The following is a 16086-nucleotide window of genomic DNA, read 5'->3' on the forward strand; positions in this document are numbered from 1 at the left end:
ACATGCTGTTCCTCTTGCAAGAGTGGTTTAGCGATTTGTTCTGATGCTACAGGCTCTACATGGTGTTCCTCTTGCACGAGTGGTTTAGCGATTTGTTCTGATGCTACAGACTCTTCATGCTGCTCCTCTTGCACGAGTGGTTTCGTCACTTGTTGTGGTACTACAGACTCTTCATGCTGCTCCTCTTGCACGAGTGGTTTCGTCACTTGTTGTGGTACTACAGACTCTTCATGCTGCTCCTCTTGCACGAGTGGTTTCGTCACTTGTTGTGGTACTACAGGCTCTTCATGCTGCTCCTCTTGCACGAGTGGTTTAGCCACTTGTTGTGGTACTACAGGCTCTTCATGGTGTTCCTCTTGCACGAGTGGTTTCGTCACTTGTTGTGGTACTACAGGCTCTTCATGCTGTTCCTCTTGCACAAGTGGTTTAGCTCGTTGTTTTTGCTCTATGCTAGTTTCATGTTCATCCGCTTCTGTTTTGACTTCTTTCTTTTCTGTTACAGTCTCTTTTTGTTCTTTATCATTGCTTAATAATTCATCTATTCCTTCATAACTTAAACTCATCACACACTCCATGGACATCTGTTAAAAAAGCTCAGTGAGAATAGCACAGTATATCTATTCTAGGTACTATGAATAAAAATGTATCATATTGATTAGAAAGACTTTTAGGACTATTTTGAATCTATTGATTCATGAAGAGATAGCGTTGGTGTGACGACACTAATTCCTTAATCAATTAAGGAATTAGTGTCCAATAATACACAGTAGGTCTTATTCAATGTTTAGGAAATTAGTAGTAGTAATAGGGATATCCATTGTAGTAATAATATTCACGTCTATCCTGTTCATTACCGATAGCACCACCAACCAGGGCCCCAGCACCCGCACCTATGGCAGTTCCCAATGCGGTTCCTCCGGATACTCCGTACCCTATTCCTGCACCAGCCGCAGCACCTAGAGCGGTTCCGACTTGGGTATTGCTACAGCCAATCATCATAGTGCTTGAAATTCCTACAAACAGCAATGTGGCTAATATTTTCTTCATAATGAATATCCTTTCATAATTAGTTAACCTTCATAAGAAGAATAGTACAAAAATAATAAAATTTGTAAAATAATAAATCATTTTATGGCTGTGGCAAGTGTTTTTTCATTGAGAATTCTTCCTGATTTCCTGCATGGGTTCTCGATGAACGCTATTCAGATATTTTTTAGTTTAAAAATTTACTCCACTAGGTATTTTCCAGTAATATAGGATTAGGACTTATGAAAAGAGGGTAAGTATGTTTAGAGGAAGTATCGTCGCCTTAGTCACTCCTATGCACAATGGCCAGGTCGATGTAGCCCGTTTGCGCGAGCTTGTGGAATTTCATATTGAGAAAGGGACACATGGTATCGTTGCAGCAGGTACTACAGGTGAATCTGGTACCTTATCGCAGCAAGAAAAATTGTTAGTCATTAAAACAGTTGTGGAGCAGGCCAAAGAGCGAATTCCAGTGATTGCTGGAACGGCTATGAATGCCACAAAACATTGCGTCGAGTTAACTCGCCAGGCGATGGAATGTGGTGCCTATGCAGCCTTAATCATGACTCCGGCTTACATTAAACCGACCCAAGAAGGTTTATTTTTGCATTACAGTGAAATAGCTCATTCCGTTGCCATACCGATTATTCTTTATAATGTTCCCAGCAGAACCGCCTGTGATATGCAACCAGAAACTGTGGCTAGATTGGCTAAAATATCCAACATCATTGGGATTAAAGAAGCAACAGGTCAGATGGAACGTTTGCAGCAAATATTGCGTCTTTCAGAGGAAAGCATAGACGTTTATAGCGGCGACGATTTAACCGCAGCTCAATGGATGTTATCAGGTGCAAAAGGGGTTATTTCCGTTACTGCTAACGTGGAGCCTAAATTGATGGCTAAAATGTGTGACTTGGCTATCGATGGGGATAAATCCGGTTGTCTACGAGTTCATGAACAGTTATTACCTCTTCATGAAATGCTCTTTGTGGAATCAAATCCAATTCCTAGCAAATGGGCATTGAATAAAATGGGTTTAATAGGTCCGGAGATAAGGCTTCCGTTAACGGAGTTATCGGAAACGCACCACCAAAATTTAGAAAAAGTACTTAAAAATTTAGAGTTGATTTAATTGGGGAATGTTGTGAGAAATTTGCTTTTGATCGTTTTATCTGCAGTACTTTTAACGGGCTGTAACTCTCGTTACTCCAGTAGTGGAGAGAATTTGTATTTACAAAGTCGTAATGGAGCAAAATTGGTGGTACCACCTCCATTAACAAGCAGCAATTTAAGTAATTTTTACGATTTACCACCGCAAGACGAGCCTGCTAAAGTCAGTATTGCTCCCCCGGTGGAAGATATCCCAACATCATAAGGGTTGATTATGACGCAATCAGAATCAGTTGAGCAGTCAATAATACAGGAGTTGTCTCAGCGCATCGTGGAAGCGCAACGTAAAATCAGGATTCTTGATAGCATTAAATGGGACGATTCAATAAAGCAGGAGTTTTTTAAAGCAAAGGGTAAAAAGTTACCGTATGTTGATAAAGCGTATTACGATAACAAGCCTTTACCTTTTGATGTGAAGGATAAACAAGAAGAATTCCGAATTATTTTAAGGGATGCTCAAAATCAATTGGGCCAATACTCAACAGTCACTCGTTTGATTAAACGTCAATGCGATGAATACAGTCGAGCCGCTCAAATGCTCTCTCTGAGAGGCACACCCTCATTTAGCGAAATTGCCATGGAGTTGTATGGGAGCCCAGATGACGTGTTTTACGCAGGCGGACCGCGTATGTCGCAAATGGGAACCTTGTTATTCGATGTCTTAACTACATTAAAAGTACAGCTTCAGTCAGAGGCGGATGTGAAACGTTACACACCGATTGAAGCTCAAGAAATCCTCCAAGAGCGTTTGGGTCATTTTTTTGATAAACACCCTGGTCGAGTGACGGTGATGATCAGCGATGATATGGTGGCCGATGCCTCAGCAGGTGCTGACAGCATTAAATTAAGTCAGAATGCCATGTTCAGTGATAGAGACATTCGTTATCTGGAAGTGCATGAAGGTTGGGTACACGTTGGCACAACGCTAAACGGCGCTATGCAGCCGAATTGTTTCTTTCTATCTAAAGGTTCACCCTCCAGTAGTGTGATTCAAGAGGGATTGGCGGTCATTACGGAGGTAGTGACTTTTTCCTCGTACCCTGATCGCATGTTAAAAATCACCAACAGGGTCATCGCATTAGATAAGGTAACTAAAGGTGCTGATTTTCTCGATATCTACCGCCATTTCATTGAGTGTGGTTTCAGTGACGAGGACAGTTATAATCAAACGGTGAGGATATTTCGTGGAAGCATACCTACTGGTGGCCCTTTCACTAAAGATTTATCCTATGCGAAAGGGTTTGTCCTCATTTACAATTACATCCGTTTTGCCATCGGCCAAAAACGCGTAGACACGATTCCTTTGTTGTTTACTGGTAAAGTGGTTTTGGAAGATTTGCCTTTATTAGGGGAATTGAAAGAACGCGATGTTCTGACAGATCCTGTTTATCTACCTCCACCCTTTAAAGATCTTGCTGCTCTTAGTGCTTGGATGAGTTTTTCATTGTACTTAAATCAATTCGATTTAAATGAGATTCAGAAGAACTTTAGGTATCTGTTGACGTAAAGTGAAGCTGAGTCGCCTACGAAAGTAAGCGAAGGTGATTGAGCAACGATATCCGCTCCCTCACGGTCGCGGCTCGGTAGGCACGAAGCAAAACTGAGCCGCGCAATGAGCGGGGACGGACCCCACTGGGGTCCGTCCCCATTTATTTGCATTTATTCGATCCGAGCCCACCGTGAGGGAGCGGATAAAAATGATCAGCTATAAAACATCTGACTTATTCATTTCTTAAGGTTTGGTGTATAATATTAATCCATTTTAATTAAAATAAGCCACCTAATGAAAATAATTCTCAAAGACAGAGACGGTAATTACAAACATTTAGTCACTCGAAATCCAAATCATGTGAGACTTAAAGAAGAAATCAATGCACATTTGGCCTTTGACCTAGATTCCTCAGGCATAGAATTAGCCCCAACAAAACACGCAAAATTCACGATTCTGATGAAGTGTTTAGACCACGTTCAACGAGAGATCAACGAGCAATTAAAATCGGAGTATTTCAACGTGGTTAGGGTACTGACGGTCATCGATGATTTGACCAACACCTTCAAAAACACCTTTCAAAATGACTTATCAAGAGCTTTTGCCAACGAAGCGATTCGAGTGTTGTTGACTCATTATGATTTGAGCGGCGATCTCTATACCTCCGTAGATTACGGTAGACTCGATTTATACCCAGCATACCCAGTCAGTGGGGGAATGAAACAGCGCCTGCAACGAAATGACCTCTGTGAATTTACGTCCACCATGGGAATACTCCTGGGAGGTTTATACCCATCCAATTTTGAATATTTGAAATTCGGGTCCTATGTACAATTGAAAGAGGCGTTATATCCCGATACTGAATTGCATGACAAAGAATTCATTGACCATGAAATAAAAAATGCCCCAACAAAGACAGCTAAAAAGACGATGATGTCAAAACATGAGATTCAACATCAAAAAGGGTGTTGTCTTTTGTTGTAAATTGTTACGGTACTAAATGCACGGCAATGAACGGGGATGGACCCCAGTGGGTCCGTCCCCTAGGTTTCTTTTGTTGTAAATTGTCATGGTACTAAATGCACGGTAATGAACGGGGACGGACCCCAGTGGGGTCCGTCCCCTAGGTTTCTTGTAGATTGTCATGGTACTAAATGCATGGCAATGAACGGGGACGGACCCCAGTGGGGTCCGTCCCCTAGGTTTCTTTGGTTGTAAATTGTCATGGTACTAAATGCACGGTAATGAACGGGGACTGACCCCAGTGGGGTCCGTCCCCTAGGTTTCTAGGTTTAATCTAGTTTTAATTCAGTGATTTAATGGGTTTGCATCTGCCCTAACTGAAACGGATAATCATGCCGACAACGCGCATAGGCCGCGCCAATTTGAGAAGGATTTTCATAAAAAGCATAATGTATCGCATTGTAATTACAACAAGGCACCGAGCTGATAAAACAACCCCGTTTCGCATTCCAAACATAGCCAGTCGTTGTCGATTCAGCAGTCAGTCCATCAAAGCAAACGTAATGCGGCTCAGATACCTTCCCGCCTTGAATACATCCTTGCGCATTAAGTAAGTGTGAAAGCATCAACCCAAAAAGAATTATTATTATTCTCATTTTTTGGCCTTAAGATTGCTATACTTCTACTTATAAAGTTAGCTTAAATTCACAGCTATTCAAGCTGAAAGGCTCAAGGAAGGTTAAAAAAAGGTATGCATTCTGAAATTTAATCGATAGCTTGTAAAGTGATTTAGGCAAAGATAGTTAATCTAAAAAGTTAATTTTAAGGATAAATTAATGTTTTTAGATTAAAATATATACATAGTTATATTCGGAGTGGTTTGCTATGCCATTATACGATGATTTTATTTTAGAACTCTCTAATACTAGTGCATTGTCATTAAAACCCAAAGATGAATATGAAGCAGCTCTTGATGCTATATTAAATGTGGAACTTGACTTAACAAAATTTCCAAAAGCAATATTTGATCATGAGCTTAATAGTGGTCGTGTTTTTTGGTCGAAAGCATATGTCCCACGAAATTGGGATCAACAGAGTGCTCTAGCAAAAGATCAGCCCGACGTTATTATAGAATTCGATCTACCAAAAATAAAGAATATACGAAATCTAGCTGCTGAACAGCGAGTAAAATTGGGCTTAGCACTTTGTGGAGAAGATGTTTTACTTCGAATTTTACAAAACAATGACGTTCAATTAAGAGAGTATATTCAGGGTAAAGCCGAGTTTGGTAATTTTGCTCCTGGTAATAAACCAAAAGGTTGGGACCCTACGAAGGCTGACATACTAGATGAAGCTGCATTGAACAGAATAAGGCAAGAGGCTGGCCAGCAATTACTTATGAAGATGATTGCTAAAAAAGAAAATGTGAAGCATTTACAGCCTTTATTAACCGAATTAGATAGACCTAGTGCAGATGATGGTGTCACATTAAATAAATGTGCACAAGACCTTGGTTTTCCAGCGACATTCAAATTAATACACCCAGTACCACCCACTGATACTAGATTAAAGGACAAGATTGATGCCCCCCTCAAAGCTTTTAATAAAGAAGAAAACCAAAAAGCATTTATGGAACGTGTTAAAACATTAGATTTTAATTCATTTGGTCCAGTTTTAGATCTAGCAGAAATTCCTTTTAAAGCCCACTTTAGTGCACAGCCTATAAATTTCGCATGGAATGATCAGGTGACTTACGCTTGGGCTAGGGGTGCACTAGGTGCCTATTACCTTGAAAAAGTAATTCCAAGTAGACCAGGACTTGATCAGGTTAAGGTGAACGAAGGGATCAATGCTGGGTCTTTGGCTGAGTTAAGACTGAAATTAAAAGATGGCGGTGTATTTGGGGCAAAGGACTTTATTGACGGTGCTATTTCAGATGAAAGTATGCCAGCTATCAAAAGAGCATTGTTAATCAATTTTGTTTCTAATACACAAGCAGCGCGTCAAGATAAATTGGATGCTCTAATCAAAGCGAAGAATCGGCAGGAATTTAATGACGCTCTTGTGCACTTAGGTGTAGACCGAGCTCAACTTGGATTGATAACTCCAGAGTTTTTGCCTGTGATTAATCAAGCTATTCGAACACGCGTTTTTGAATTAGAGTTAGATAAATGTTCTCCTAATGGAGGACATAAACAGAGCCCTGAACTAAAAAAAGTATTTAATAAATTACCAGTAAGTCAACAACTAAATCTTGTTGGTGAAAATAATACACATAAAGTCAGACAACTTGTTGGTGCAACTGATACAACAAGGGTTAAGTATTATACGGGTAAAGTTGACCCTGCAACTGATTTAGACCTAATAGCTAAAGAAAATCAGAAAATTGTTGGTCTGAGAATGATACATAACTCAGAAGTTGCGAAGATTTTATCTGGACTAGATATCACTTTAACTCCGGAGAAGGCAAAGCAAATAAATGAATTATTAATGGTGGAACATGAGTGGGTAACAGACCTAAGTGTTGTCGGCAATTATATACAATTAGTACATAACATCAAGGGAATTTGCAGTCCTAGGGATGAAAATGACTTTTATACTAAATTTAATATTGATGGTCACAGGACTGGTCTTATCGGTATAGTTGGTACAGAAAGTTCTTATAAAATAAAGGCACAACAGGATAATAACAACCTACTGTTTATAGAATATCAAACTACACCTGACTCACCCATTAAAAAATTATTGGGTATAGTTTTGTGCTTGGAAAAAACAAATGATTTGAATGCCTTAAAGGCTGGTACTTTTGCTGCTAAATTTCGAGCTGATATAAACAGTGTAGATAATTTGCATGACTTTCTTGAACTTTATAATGCTAACCCTAATCTAAAAGCTCTTCTCAAATTAGAGCTTACAGAAGAAAGCTTTAAAAAACTCCAAGTAGATGCAATTGTGGTAAAACCACTGAGTGAAAGGGTACAACATGCAAAAGATACATTAAAAGCAGTGAACAAAGCACGTAAGCCTTACTCTTCAGAAGGATCTAAAATAAAATCGGAAGCCGATAACATAAAGAATGGTGATCTATATAACGCTAAAAAAATTGCTGGAATGCCTAAAACGAAGGTGGAAGAACTAGTTGAGAACTATAAAGATTTGTCCACTGAATGTGCCATTGCTATTGAAGTGTTACTGGACAATAAAGATAGAATAGAGAGCGCTTTGGCTATACTTAAGGAAAATGGGTCTACCAGGGCTGAGAGAAATGCATATGCTAGTCTTAAAGCTGAGCTCACAGACACAGAAAAAGAATTAAAAGTATACAGAGATTCTAAGGCTGTTTTTGATGATTCTATAACCAAGCTTCAGAATGCAGAGACACGAAAAGGACATCATCAAATCGAAGAAGACCATTTAGTTGTTAGAGCTTTAAATGATACGGTTGTAACAGCTCCTACGGAATATGTTACAAACGTAGCAGTTAATCTTAGTGGATTAGCAAATCCATTAGGGTATAGAACTTTGGAACCCGGGCAAAAAGAAACAGTTCATGTTTTTGGTAAAGGTAATGGTGCAAATGACACCAAGGAGGTTGGGGCATACCACATTATCTTAGATACTTCTGATACAGTAGTTACCCGAGGTGGGAAAACTACAACACAAAAATCCGGTGGGATATTAGTATTAGACAAAATGCCTCCTAAGCCAGAAACTGAGCCTGAGAATGCAGTTAGGATCGCAATGACCATGGCGGTAGACGCTTTAGAACGGTATTATGCAAAGTATGGCAAGGCTCCTGATGCTGAACACCCTATTCCAATTCAAGGGACGAATCCAGCCCAAGTGCAGATGATTTACTTCGCTCTGTTAGAGTGCGGGGAAAAAATTCCAAATTTTAGATATGGAAAAGATGCGATTTCTGTGAATACGGGGGCTTACGATCCATCAAAATCTACAAAATGGCATGGTGGATATACCGAGCAGTCTTATCGTAACAGTGTTTTTCATAATAAGGCTCATCCAGATACTGAAGGAATAATAACAGCAAAAACAAGCAAGTTATCTGCGTGGATTAAAACGGAAGAAGAAGAGCGAATAAAAAGAGAAGCTGCTGAAAGAAATTTAAAAAAAGAAATGCAGGATTTAAGAAAAGGAGCGCAAACACCGAGAGCTCAAGCCCTTACAAAAGCTCAAGAACATGGAGCACGTGAGTTAACCGATGAAGAGCATCGTAGAGGTATGAAAAATGGCTAATAAAAACAAAGGAGCGCTCAATTGAGTTCCAAACAGCTAGCAATAGGTGTTTTTGATTCGGGGATGGGGGGATTAACGGTTTTAAGGGCACTTAGAAGTAAGTTGCCTGAGGAGTCGTTTGTGTACCTAGGCGATACAGCTCGCCTGCCTTACGGTACTAAAAGCCCAGACACTGTTAAACAATATGCTTTGCAAATGGCAAGAATACTGGTAGAACGACGGATTAAAGCGTTGGTGATTGCTTGTAATACGGCTACCACCGCTGCACTACCTCATCTACAGAGTATGTTGACCGATGTTCCTGTTTTGGGAGTGGTGTCTCCCGGTGCTCAGGCTGCTGTAGCTGCGACGAGAAATCAAAAAGTGGCCGTTCTTGCCACCGAAACAACGATTGCTTCTAAAGCTTATCATGATCTTATTGTTGAAGCCTTACCTGAGGCAGCCATTAAAAGTCGTGCCTGCAGTGTGTTGGTGGCATTGGCTGAGGAAGGGATGGTGGATAATGCCGTGGCTAGAGAGGCCTTGAAGCATTATTTGGAGGGCTTTACTGATGAAGATGCCTTGTTATTAGGCTGCACCCATTTCCCGGTGTTTAAACCCTTATTATCTACCATGTTGCCAGAAGGTGTCTCTGTAGTGGATTCTGCTGAGGCAACAGCGAGTACGCTTCATGCTCTACTTAAAGAAAAGGATTTGCTGAAGGCTGTTGATGGTACAAGCCCTACAACCAAATACTTGGTAACTGATTCAGTACAACGGTTTCAGCGAGTGGGGGAGATCTTTTTGGGGGAGCCTTTGTTCGTGGGTGATATTGAATTGATTGATGCGGTTTGATGGATTTTCCGTGTTGGTTTGCTGCTTCTAACTGTTGCATATATCCGCTCCCTCACGGCTGAGGTATCGACTCATTTTATAGTCCCTCGGCTAATCTCTTCTCTGATGGTCTGTAAGCGTAGGTCCGGCACTTCGCCCAATAGCGCTGCCTTAAGCAGCGTTATTCGTGAAAGCGGATAGTTCCATATCCGCTTGCTGACGCGCGCGGCTCGGTTCACTCCCTGCTGTGACTAGGATTTGATTCAGACAGCAAAGAAGAAACCGAGCCGCGCGCGTCAGCAAGCGGAGCGATGCGGGGCGTATAGAAGAACCTAATGAAACCGCTTGAGGCAGCACCATTAGGCAAAGAACCCGACTTTGGGTATAAATACCCCATTTAAAAAATGAGTCGATCCCTCAGCCCTCACGGTCGCGGCTCGGTTTGCACAAGGAGGGGGAAGGACCCCAGTGGGTCCCTCCCCACTCGGCTCAAACCGAGCCGCGACCGTAAGGGAGCGGATAACTGAGTACAATCAATTAAACAATAGTACACCACTGGTGCGGCTTCTCAGGGGTAACCCCTTCATTTAAATCAATTTCGAAAAACGTAATATCAACATACAATCTCAACGCATTTTGTAACAATCCATTAGCCTTCTCCCAAAGTCGGTTGTGACTATTCACAGGATAGCTGTCTGCAATATTATTCAGCAGAGCTAAACAGTGTCGATGATTGTCGTTTAAAGGTTTAGCTGCTGCAAAGGAACCTCTTGGTGGATTAACGGGTTGTGGTGCTTCATGTTGTTGTTCTATAAATTTCAAGACCATTGAAAAACTAGGGTCGCAAATACAATGCAGTATTGATGTTAAGTCATGATATAGGATGGCTTGAGGTGCTTGTAGCATCTCCGTTAACAGATCAATCAAAGGACTGATTTTGGGTGACATTGCTGTTTGTTGGAGAGTTTGCATCGCGAGCTCAAACTGAGTTTTTCGTGCTAAAAGATCGTTTCGCCAATTCATTAATTGGCAGTAAAAGTTAATCGGTTCGTAAGTTGGTTTCTCTTCTTGTTGAAAATCATGATGTTCACTTGGGAGGTGATTCTCTATCAAGTCAATTAAAGCGGCAATGTCATTCATTTTAGGAAGATCTTGAATAATGAGTTTTGCTTGTTGGTAGGATTTTTTGGGTGGCTTTGATTTGCAAAATTTTTCAAGCCATAGGCTGTAATGGTGCATGATTAGATGTTCTTTCATAGCCATCACTCCAAATCATAAGTGTTATGGCAATCCCTTCTCCCTTATTCTTCCTTGGCTGGTCGACTCATTAAGTTAACCACTGCTTCATTGGCTTTGATTTTTCCAGTTAATAGCGCATTGATTTGTTCACAAATAGGCATTTCAATGCCTTTATTGCGAGCAAGAGTACATACTTGTGCGGCATTGTATTTACCCTCTACAACTTGGCCGATTTGCTTTTCAGCTTCGTCAATAGGAGTCCCGCGACCTAGCAGTTGACCAAAACGGCGATTTCTGGATTGATCATCTGTGCAAGTTAACACCAAATCACCCACTCCTGCAAGCCCTAAAAAGGTCTCTTGTTTGGCACCTAAACTGATCCCTAGGCGTCTCATCTCTGCAAGTCCACGAGTAATAAGGGCAGCCTTGGAATTTGCTCCGAAACCCATACCATCGCTAATGCCGCAAGCAATCGCTAGAATATTTTTTACGGCCCCACAAAGTTGTACCCCTATTAGATCATCACATAGATACACTCGTAAATTTTCGTAATGAAACAATGCTTGGATGTGCTTTTGGTAGCTGATGTTATTAGCCGCTAGAGTGACAGCCGTGGGTAGAAACCTCGCTACTTCTTTAGCAAAAGAAGGGCCTGATAAAATCGCAACCGGGAAATCATTCCCAAAAGTTTGGGCGACAATGTCACTGAGGAGGCAGTTACTTTTGGGATCCACACCTTTGGTTAACCAGGTAAGACCTTTCGGTTTTGGATTTATTCTCCGAATTAAATCGGCAAATCCATGCGAAGGGATAGCAATGATCACGTCATCAGCTTCTTGTAAGCAATACTGCAAATCGGCATGTGGCTTGATATTGCTGGGAAAAGGAGAATCAGGGAGATACGCTGAGTTTACGCCTTCTTTGGACATTTGAGCGACTTGCTGTGGATCATGACTCCACAGCAAAACCTGATGCCCAATTTGTGCTAAATGAAGGGCAACTGCGGTGCCCCAAGAGCCGGCACCGAGAATGGCAACCGTTTGTTTTTTCATGGTAATGACTTTCTTTAGCTAGTAGCCCCTTCTTTTTGTTTCTCTTGAAGCTGTTGCATGTATAGTGCATCAAAATTAATTGGTGCGAGTACGAGTTGTGGGAAGCTGCCACGAATCACTTGAGAAGTAATGGCTTCTCGAGCATACGGGAAAAGAATGCTCGGGCAGAAGCTGTTGAGCAAATGATCCAACTGATCGTCTGGAGCACCTTGAATCGTAAAAATACCAGCTTGTTTTACTTCGACTAAGAATGCGGTTGATTTTTGATTTTGAACGGTAGCAGTAACCGTTAAAACGACTTCATAAACATGGGGTTCTAACACGGTACTATTGGTGTTTAAATCCAATTTAAGCTCAGGCTCCCATTGTTGTTGGAACACGGCAGGCGTATTCGGTGTTTCGTAGGAAAGATCTTTCACGTAAATTCTTTGAATCATGAACTGAGCTTCTTGGTTGTTTTGTACTTGTTCTACCATTTTATTATTTTCCTCTTAATAGTGTATCTAATTTACCCTCTTGCTCTAGGGCGTATAAATCTTCACAGCCGCCAATCGCTTGGCCATTGATAAAAATTTGCGGGACTGTGTGTCTGCCACTTCTTTGGATCATTTCATCGCGTAGTTCTGTCTGTATATCAACACGCATATCGATATAGTCTATCCCTTTCTTGTCCAGTAACTTCCTGGCTTTTGTACAGTAAGGGCAATAACCAGTGGAGTACATGATTACGCTAGTCATGAAGTTATTTTCCTTTTACAAGTGGAAGATCGGCGTTTTGCCATGCATCAAGTCCCCCACCTAGTACCAGTGGTTCAAAACCTTTGGTTTTAATCTTCGCCGCCAAGCTTTGCGATTGGATACCCTTTGAACAGATGAGCACAATGGGTTTGTTTTTGTACTTAGACATTTTTTGCGAATCAAAGTCTTCAGGATTGGTCTGAATCGAATTTAAAATATGACCATTTTTAAAGGTCTCTTTATCTCGAATATCGATAAGCACGACTTTGTCCTCATTCATTAAATCGACGACTTTATGTGGGCTTAGGGATTTTGCTCTGGTTTTTTGCGAATGTATTTCATTGATAAAAAATAGTATTAATACGACTACGAAACCGAGCCATAGCTGCCAGTGGTTTATTACAAATTGACCAAATTGTTCCATAGTTAACTCAATAATGGGATTAGTTTGCTAAATTATCCTCAGAATATCATTGGAACGCAAGCTAAAGTGAATGAGCCCCCTTTTTTAAGAGGACGTAGACCGCACCCGTACCGCCATCTTTGGGTAAGGCACTGTGAAAAGCGAGTACTTCTTCAAATTGAGGTAGCCATCGATTTACCAGGTTTTTTATCACGGGACGAGCACCTTGATGACCACCTTTTCCATGAATGATGAGCAAACAACGTTTGTGATTGTGTTTTTGTTTTTCAATAAATCGCAGCAGAGAACGCCTGGCCTCTTCGGAAGTTAAACCATGAAGATCAAGTCGTGCCTCCCAAGGGATGAGGCCATTCTTTAAATCACGGAATCGGCGGTTAGGTATGCTGGGATCTGAGTAAGACAGTATTGATTCAGACAGGACTGGATCGCTGATGTAATCCGACAGGAATAATTCCTTAGGGGCTGGTGTTAACTGTTTAGGTTTGTTCTTCGGACTCTTTGTTTCGGGAGGGGGTGTTTTTATATCTATGCGTTTTTTTGCATTTTTCAGTGGTTTTACCGCTTGCATGTGTTCACGAAAGAGCTCTTTATCTTCGTCAGAGATTGGCTTATCGGTCATTTTGGGCTGTAGGTAAAATGGTATGATTAAATTATACATGAGAGTAATGGGAGGGAGGAAGGGGAGAGAGAGAATGAAGGAAAGGGACGGACCCCAGTGGGGTCCGTCCCCGAGATTTACCCGAGGTTTATCCGTCCCCGAGGTCTATGCCGGAGTTACTATTTTTGTCTACCAATAAAATGGTGTACAATTTCAACCTTTTATTACGAGAAGAATTAGTCACCTATGAGCAGTTTCTTTATCAAAGACACCGAGGAATTAGTCAGTATTCTAGATTTCTTGCGCTATAGTTTATCTGCCGCAGAGCAAGCAAATCTCTACTATGGGCATGGCACAGACAACGCATGGGATGATATGCGATCGCTGATTTTAAGAAGCTTATCATTGCCCTATGATTTGGACCCATTATTGCTGAATGCTCGACTTACAGTGAATGAGCGAAAACACCTGTGCATGCAGTTGGATAAACGCATTAATCAACGCGTCCCAGTTCCTTACTTAATTAAAGAAGCTTATTTCTGTGATTTACCATTTTATGTTGATGAGCGCGTATTAATTCCTCGTTCACCAATAGCGGAGTTAATCAGCCAACAGTTTTCACCTTGGGTTGATTCTGAACAGGTGAAGAATATCCTTGATTTATGTACTGGGAGTGGCTGTATCGCCATTGCTTGTTGTTATGCTTTTCCTGAGGCTCAGGTTGATGCGGTAGATATTTCCAAAGAGGCCTTAGCCGTTGCGGCTATCAATCGTGAGAAGTTAGACGTGGAGGAACAACTGGAATTGATTGAGTCTGATTGTTTTTCTGCATTACAACCTAAAAAATACGACGTCATTGTGAGCAATCCTCCCTACGTCAGTAAAGATGAAATGCAGACTCTTCCAGATGAGTATCGTCATGAGCCTGTTTTGGCATTAGAAACTGCGAATAATGGATTGGCAATTGTTGAAAATATTTTGAAAAATGCTCATGCTTATTTAAACGACCAAGGTGTCTTAATTGTTGAAGTAGGTAATAGCGAGGAAGCCTTGTGTGAAGCATTCCCCAATGTACCGTTTTTGTGGCTTGAATTTAGTAACGGAGGGCAAGGGGTGTTTATCGTTACGAAAGAACAGCTGAACGAAGCCGGATTTTCATAACACCCTGGAAATTAATAACGGGGCTTACTAAAACCATTTTTAATGAAGGGATGGGGTTTTTACGTAAGTCCTGAATCAGTTAAGTGAGATGGCATGTCAGGTAACACTTTCGGAACATTATTTGCTGTAACAACATTTGGCGAGAGTCATGGGCCGGCAATTGGATGTGTGGTTGATGGGTGTCCACCTGGCATGCTTTTGCAGGAAGAGGACATTCAACCATTTTTGGATAAACGCAAACCAGGTCAATCCAAATACACCACTCAAAGACGTGAGGATGATAAAGTAGACATTTTATCTGGAGTATTTGCCGGAAAAACCACAGGTGCACCGATTGCCCTATTGATTAAAAACACCGATCAGCGCTCCAGTGACTATGAGGACATTAAAGATCTATTTCGTCCTGGCCATGCTGATTTTACCTATCATCATAAATACGGACATCGTGATTATCGTGGTGGAGGGCGTTCATCAGCCAGAGAAACCGCGGCACGTGTAGCCGCTGGAGCAATTGCACGGCTGTACCTCCAGCGTCATTTGAACGTTGAAATAGTTGGCTACTTGCAGCAAATGGGTGATCTAGTTTTGGATTTTGAAGACGAGAAGGAAATCCCTAAAAACGCTTTTTTTTGTCCTAATAACAAGCAAATTCAAGATTTGGCGGATTACATAGAGCGTCTCCGTCGCCAAGGCGACTCCGTGGGTGCTCGAGTCAAGGTTATCGCACGGGGTGTACCAATAGGTCTGGGTGATCCCGTTTTTGATAAATTAGATGCCACATTAGCCTATGCCATGATGTCCATCAACGCGGTGAAAGGCGTGGAAATTGGTGCGGGTTTTGCGGCAGTGGAGCAATTGGGTAGTGTGCATCGAGATCAAATGTCTAAAAAGGGCTTTTTGAGTAATAATGCGGGTGGAATTTTGGGCGGTATTGCTACAGGTCAGGCCATTGAGCTTAGTATCGCTCTTAAACCTACTTCGAGTATTGTCACACCAGGCCAAACGATCAATACTGCAGGCGAGGAAGTGCCGGTAGTGACTAAAGGTAGGCACGACCCTTGCGTAGGTATTCGCGCAGTACCCATTGCAGAAGCCATGATGGCATTGGTTTTGATGGATCATTATTTAAGACATAAAGCACAATGTCATTTTTGAATAT

17 protein-coding genes are annotated in these 16086 nt (G+C 41.5%); 8 read left to right on the top strand and 9 right to left on the bottom strand.

Annotation, left to right across the window (positions count from 1 at the left end; translation table 11 throughout):
* The coding region (locus tag Lwal_RS05990; protein ID WP_202972555.1) for a hypothetical protein at positions 1 to 563 on the bottom strand (563 nt) is incomplete at its 3' end.
* A gap of 229 nt (positions 564 to 792) precedes the next feature.
* Positions 793 to 1047 carry a glycine zipper domain-containing protein gene (locus Lwal_RS05995; protein WP_058479920.1) on the bottom strand — a complete coding sequence of 85 codons (255 nt, stop codon included), beginning with the start codon at positions 1045 to 1047 and terminating at the stop codon, positions 793 to 795.
* A gap of 238 nt (positions 1048 to 1285) precedes the next feature.
* On the opposite strand from Lwal_RS05995, the gene dapA reads away from it, so the two are divergent.
* The 4 genes from dapA (at position 1286) to Lwal_RS06015 (ending at position 4669) form a co-directional block, all read left to right on the top strand.
* Positions 1286 to 2158: a 4-hydroxy-tetrahydrodipicolinate synthase gene (gene dapA, locus Lwal_RS06000; protein WP_058479921.1), complete on the top strand. Its 873-nt coding sequence runs from the start codon at positions 1286 to 1288 to the stop codon at positions 2156 to 2158.
* Positions 2159 to 2170: 12 nt separating this feature from the next.
* Positions 2171 to 2401: a hypothetical protein gene (locus Lwal_RS06005; protein WP_058479956.1), complete on the top strand. Its 231-nt coding sequence runs from the start codon at positions 2171 to 2173 to the stop codon at positions 2399 to 2401.
* Between the two features lie 9 nt (positions 2402 to 2410).
* Positions 2411 to 3703, top strand: a complete 1293-nt coding sequence (locus Lwal_RS06010) for a flavohemoglobin expression-modulating QEGLA motif protein (RefSeq protein WP_058479922.1) — start codon at positions 2411 to 2413, stop codon at positions 3701 to 3703.
* Positions 3704 to 3979: 276 nt separating this feature from the next.
* The gene (locus tag Lwal_RS06015) at positions 3980 to 4669 is read left to right on the top strand and encodes a hypothetical protein (protein WP_058479923.1); all 690 of its coding nucleotides are present in this window, start codon (positions 3980 to 3982) and stop codon (positions 4667 to 4669) included.
* 332 nt (positions 4670 to 5001) lie between these two features.
* On the opposite strand, the gene Lwal_RS06020 is transcribed toward Lwal_RS06015, so the two are convergent.
* A complete protein-coding gene (locus tag Lwal_RS06020) occupies positions 5002 to 5304 on the bottom strand; it encodes a hypothetical protein (RefSeq protein ID WP_058479924.1) in 303 nt (100 codons plus the stop codon).
* 229 nt (positions 5305 to 5533) lie between these two features.
* Between Lwal_RS06020 and Lwal_RS06025 the strand changes: the two genes are divergently transcribed.
* Positions 5534 to 8902, top strand: coding sequence for a hypothetical protein (locus Lwal_RS06025; protein WP_058479925.1), 3369 nt, complete (start codon positions 5534 to 5536; stop codon positions 8900 to 8902).
* 21 nt (positions 8903 to 8923) lie between these two features.
* Complete coding sequence (gene murI / locus Lwal_RS06030) at positions 8924 to 9736, top strand: glutamate racemase (protein ID WP_058479926.1); 813 nt, start codon at positions 8924 to 8926, stop codon at positions 9734 to 9736.
* 516 nt (positions 9737 to 10252) lie between these two features.
* On the opposite strand, the gene Lwal_RS06035 is transcribed toward murI, so the two are convergent.
* The 6 genes from Lwal_RS06035 to Lwal_RS06060 all read right to left on the bottom strand — a co-directional run bounded on the left by Lwal_RS06035 (position 10253) and on the right by Lwal_RS06060 (position 13787).
* Complete coding sequence (locus Lwal_RS06035) at positions 10253 to 10972, bottom strand: hypothetical protein (RefSeq protein WP_058479927.1); 720 nt, start codon at positions 10970 to 10972, stop codon at positions 10253 to 10255.
* 44 nt (positions 10973 to 11016) lie between these two features.
* Positions 11017 to 12006 (bottom strand): NAD(P)H-dependent glycerol-3-phosphate dehydrogenase, encoded by a 990-nt coding sequence (locus tag Lwal_RS06040; RefSeq protein WP_058479928.1) that lies wholly within the window; start codon positions 12004 to 12006, stop codon positions 11017 to 11019.
* A 14-nt stretch (positions 12007 to 12020) separates the two neighbouring features.
* On the bottom strand, positions 12021 to 12482 hold the full coding sequence (gene secB / locus Lwal_RS06045) for a protein-export chaperone SecB (RefSeq protein ID WP_058479929.1): 462 nt from the start codon (positions 12480 to 12482) through the stop codon (positions 12021 to 12023).
* Between the two features lie 4 nt (positions 12483 to 12486).
* Positions 12487 to 12744: a glutaredoxin 3 gene (gene grxC / locus Lwal_RS06050; protein ID WP_058479930.1), complete on the bottom strand. Its 258-nt coding sequence runs from the start codon at positions 12742 to 12744 to the stop codon at positions 12487 to 12489.
* A 4-nt stretch (positions 12745 to 12748) separates the two neighbouring features.
* Positions 12749 to 13168: a rhodanese-like domain-containing protein gene (locus Lwal_RS06055; protein WP_058479931.1), complete on the bottom strand. Its 420-nt coding sequence runs from the start codon at positions 13166 to 13168 to the stop codon at positions 12749 to 12751.
* Between the two features lie 61 nt (positions 13169 to 13229).
* Positions 13230 to 13787: a Smr/MutS family protein gene (locus Lwal_RS06060; protein WP_058479932.1), complete on the bottom strand. Its 558-nt coding sequence runs from the start codon at positions 13785 to 13787 to the stop codon at positions 13230 to 13232.
* A 225-nt stretch (positions 13788 to 14012) separates the two neighbouring features.
* Here Lwal_RS06060 and prmB point away from each other — a divergent pair, with 225 nt between their 5' ends.
* Positions 14013 to 14927: a 50S ribosomal protein L3 N(5)-glutamine methyltransferase gene (gene prmB, locus Lwal_RS06065; protein ID WP_058479933.1), complete on the top strand. Its 915-nt coding sequence runs from the start codon at positions 14013 to 14015 to the stop codon at positions 14925 to 14927.
* 93 nt (positions 14928 to 15020) lie between these two features.
* Entirely contained in the window at positions 15021 to 16082 is a 1062-nt protein-coding gene (gene aroC, locus Lwal_RS06070) for a chorismate synthase (protein WP_058479934.1), read from the top strand.
* Positions 16083 to 16086 lie beyond the last annotated feature (4 nt).

It is taken from the genome of Legionella waltersii (assembly GCF_001468085.1).
In the GTDB taxonomy this organism is placed as follows: Bacteria; Pseudomonadota; Gammaproteobacteria; order Legionellales; family Legionellaceae; genus Legionella; species Legionella waltersii.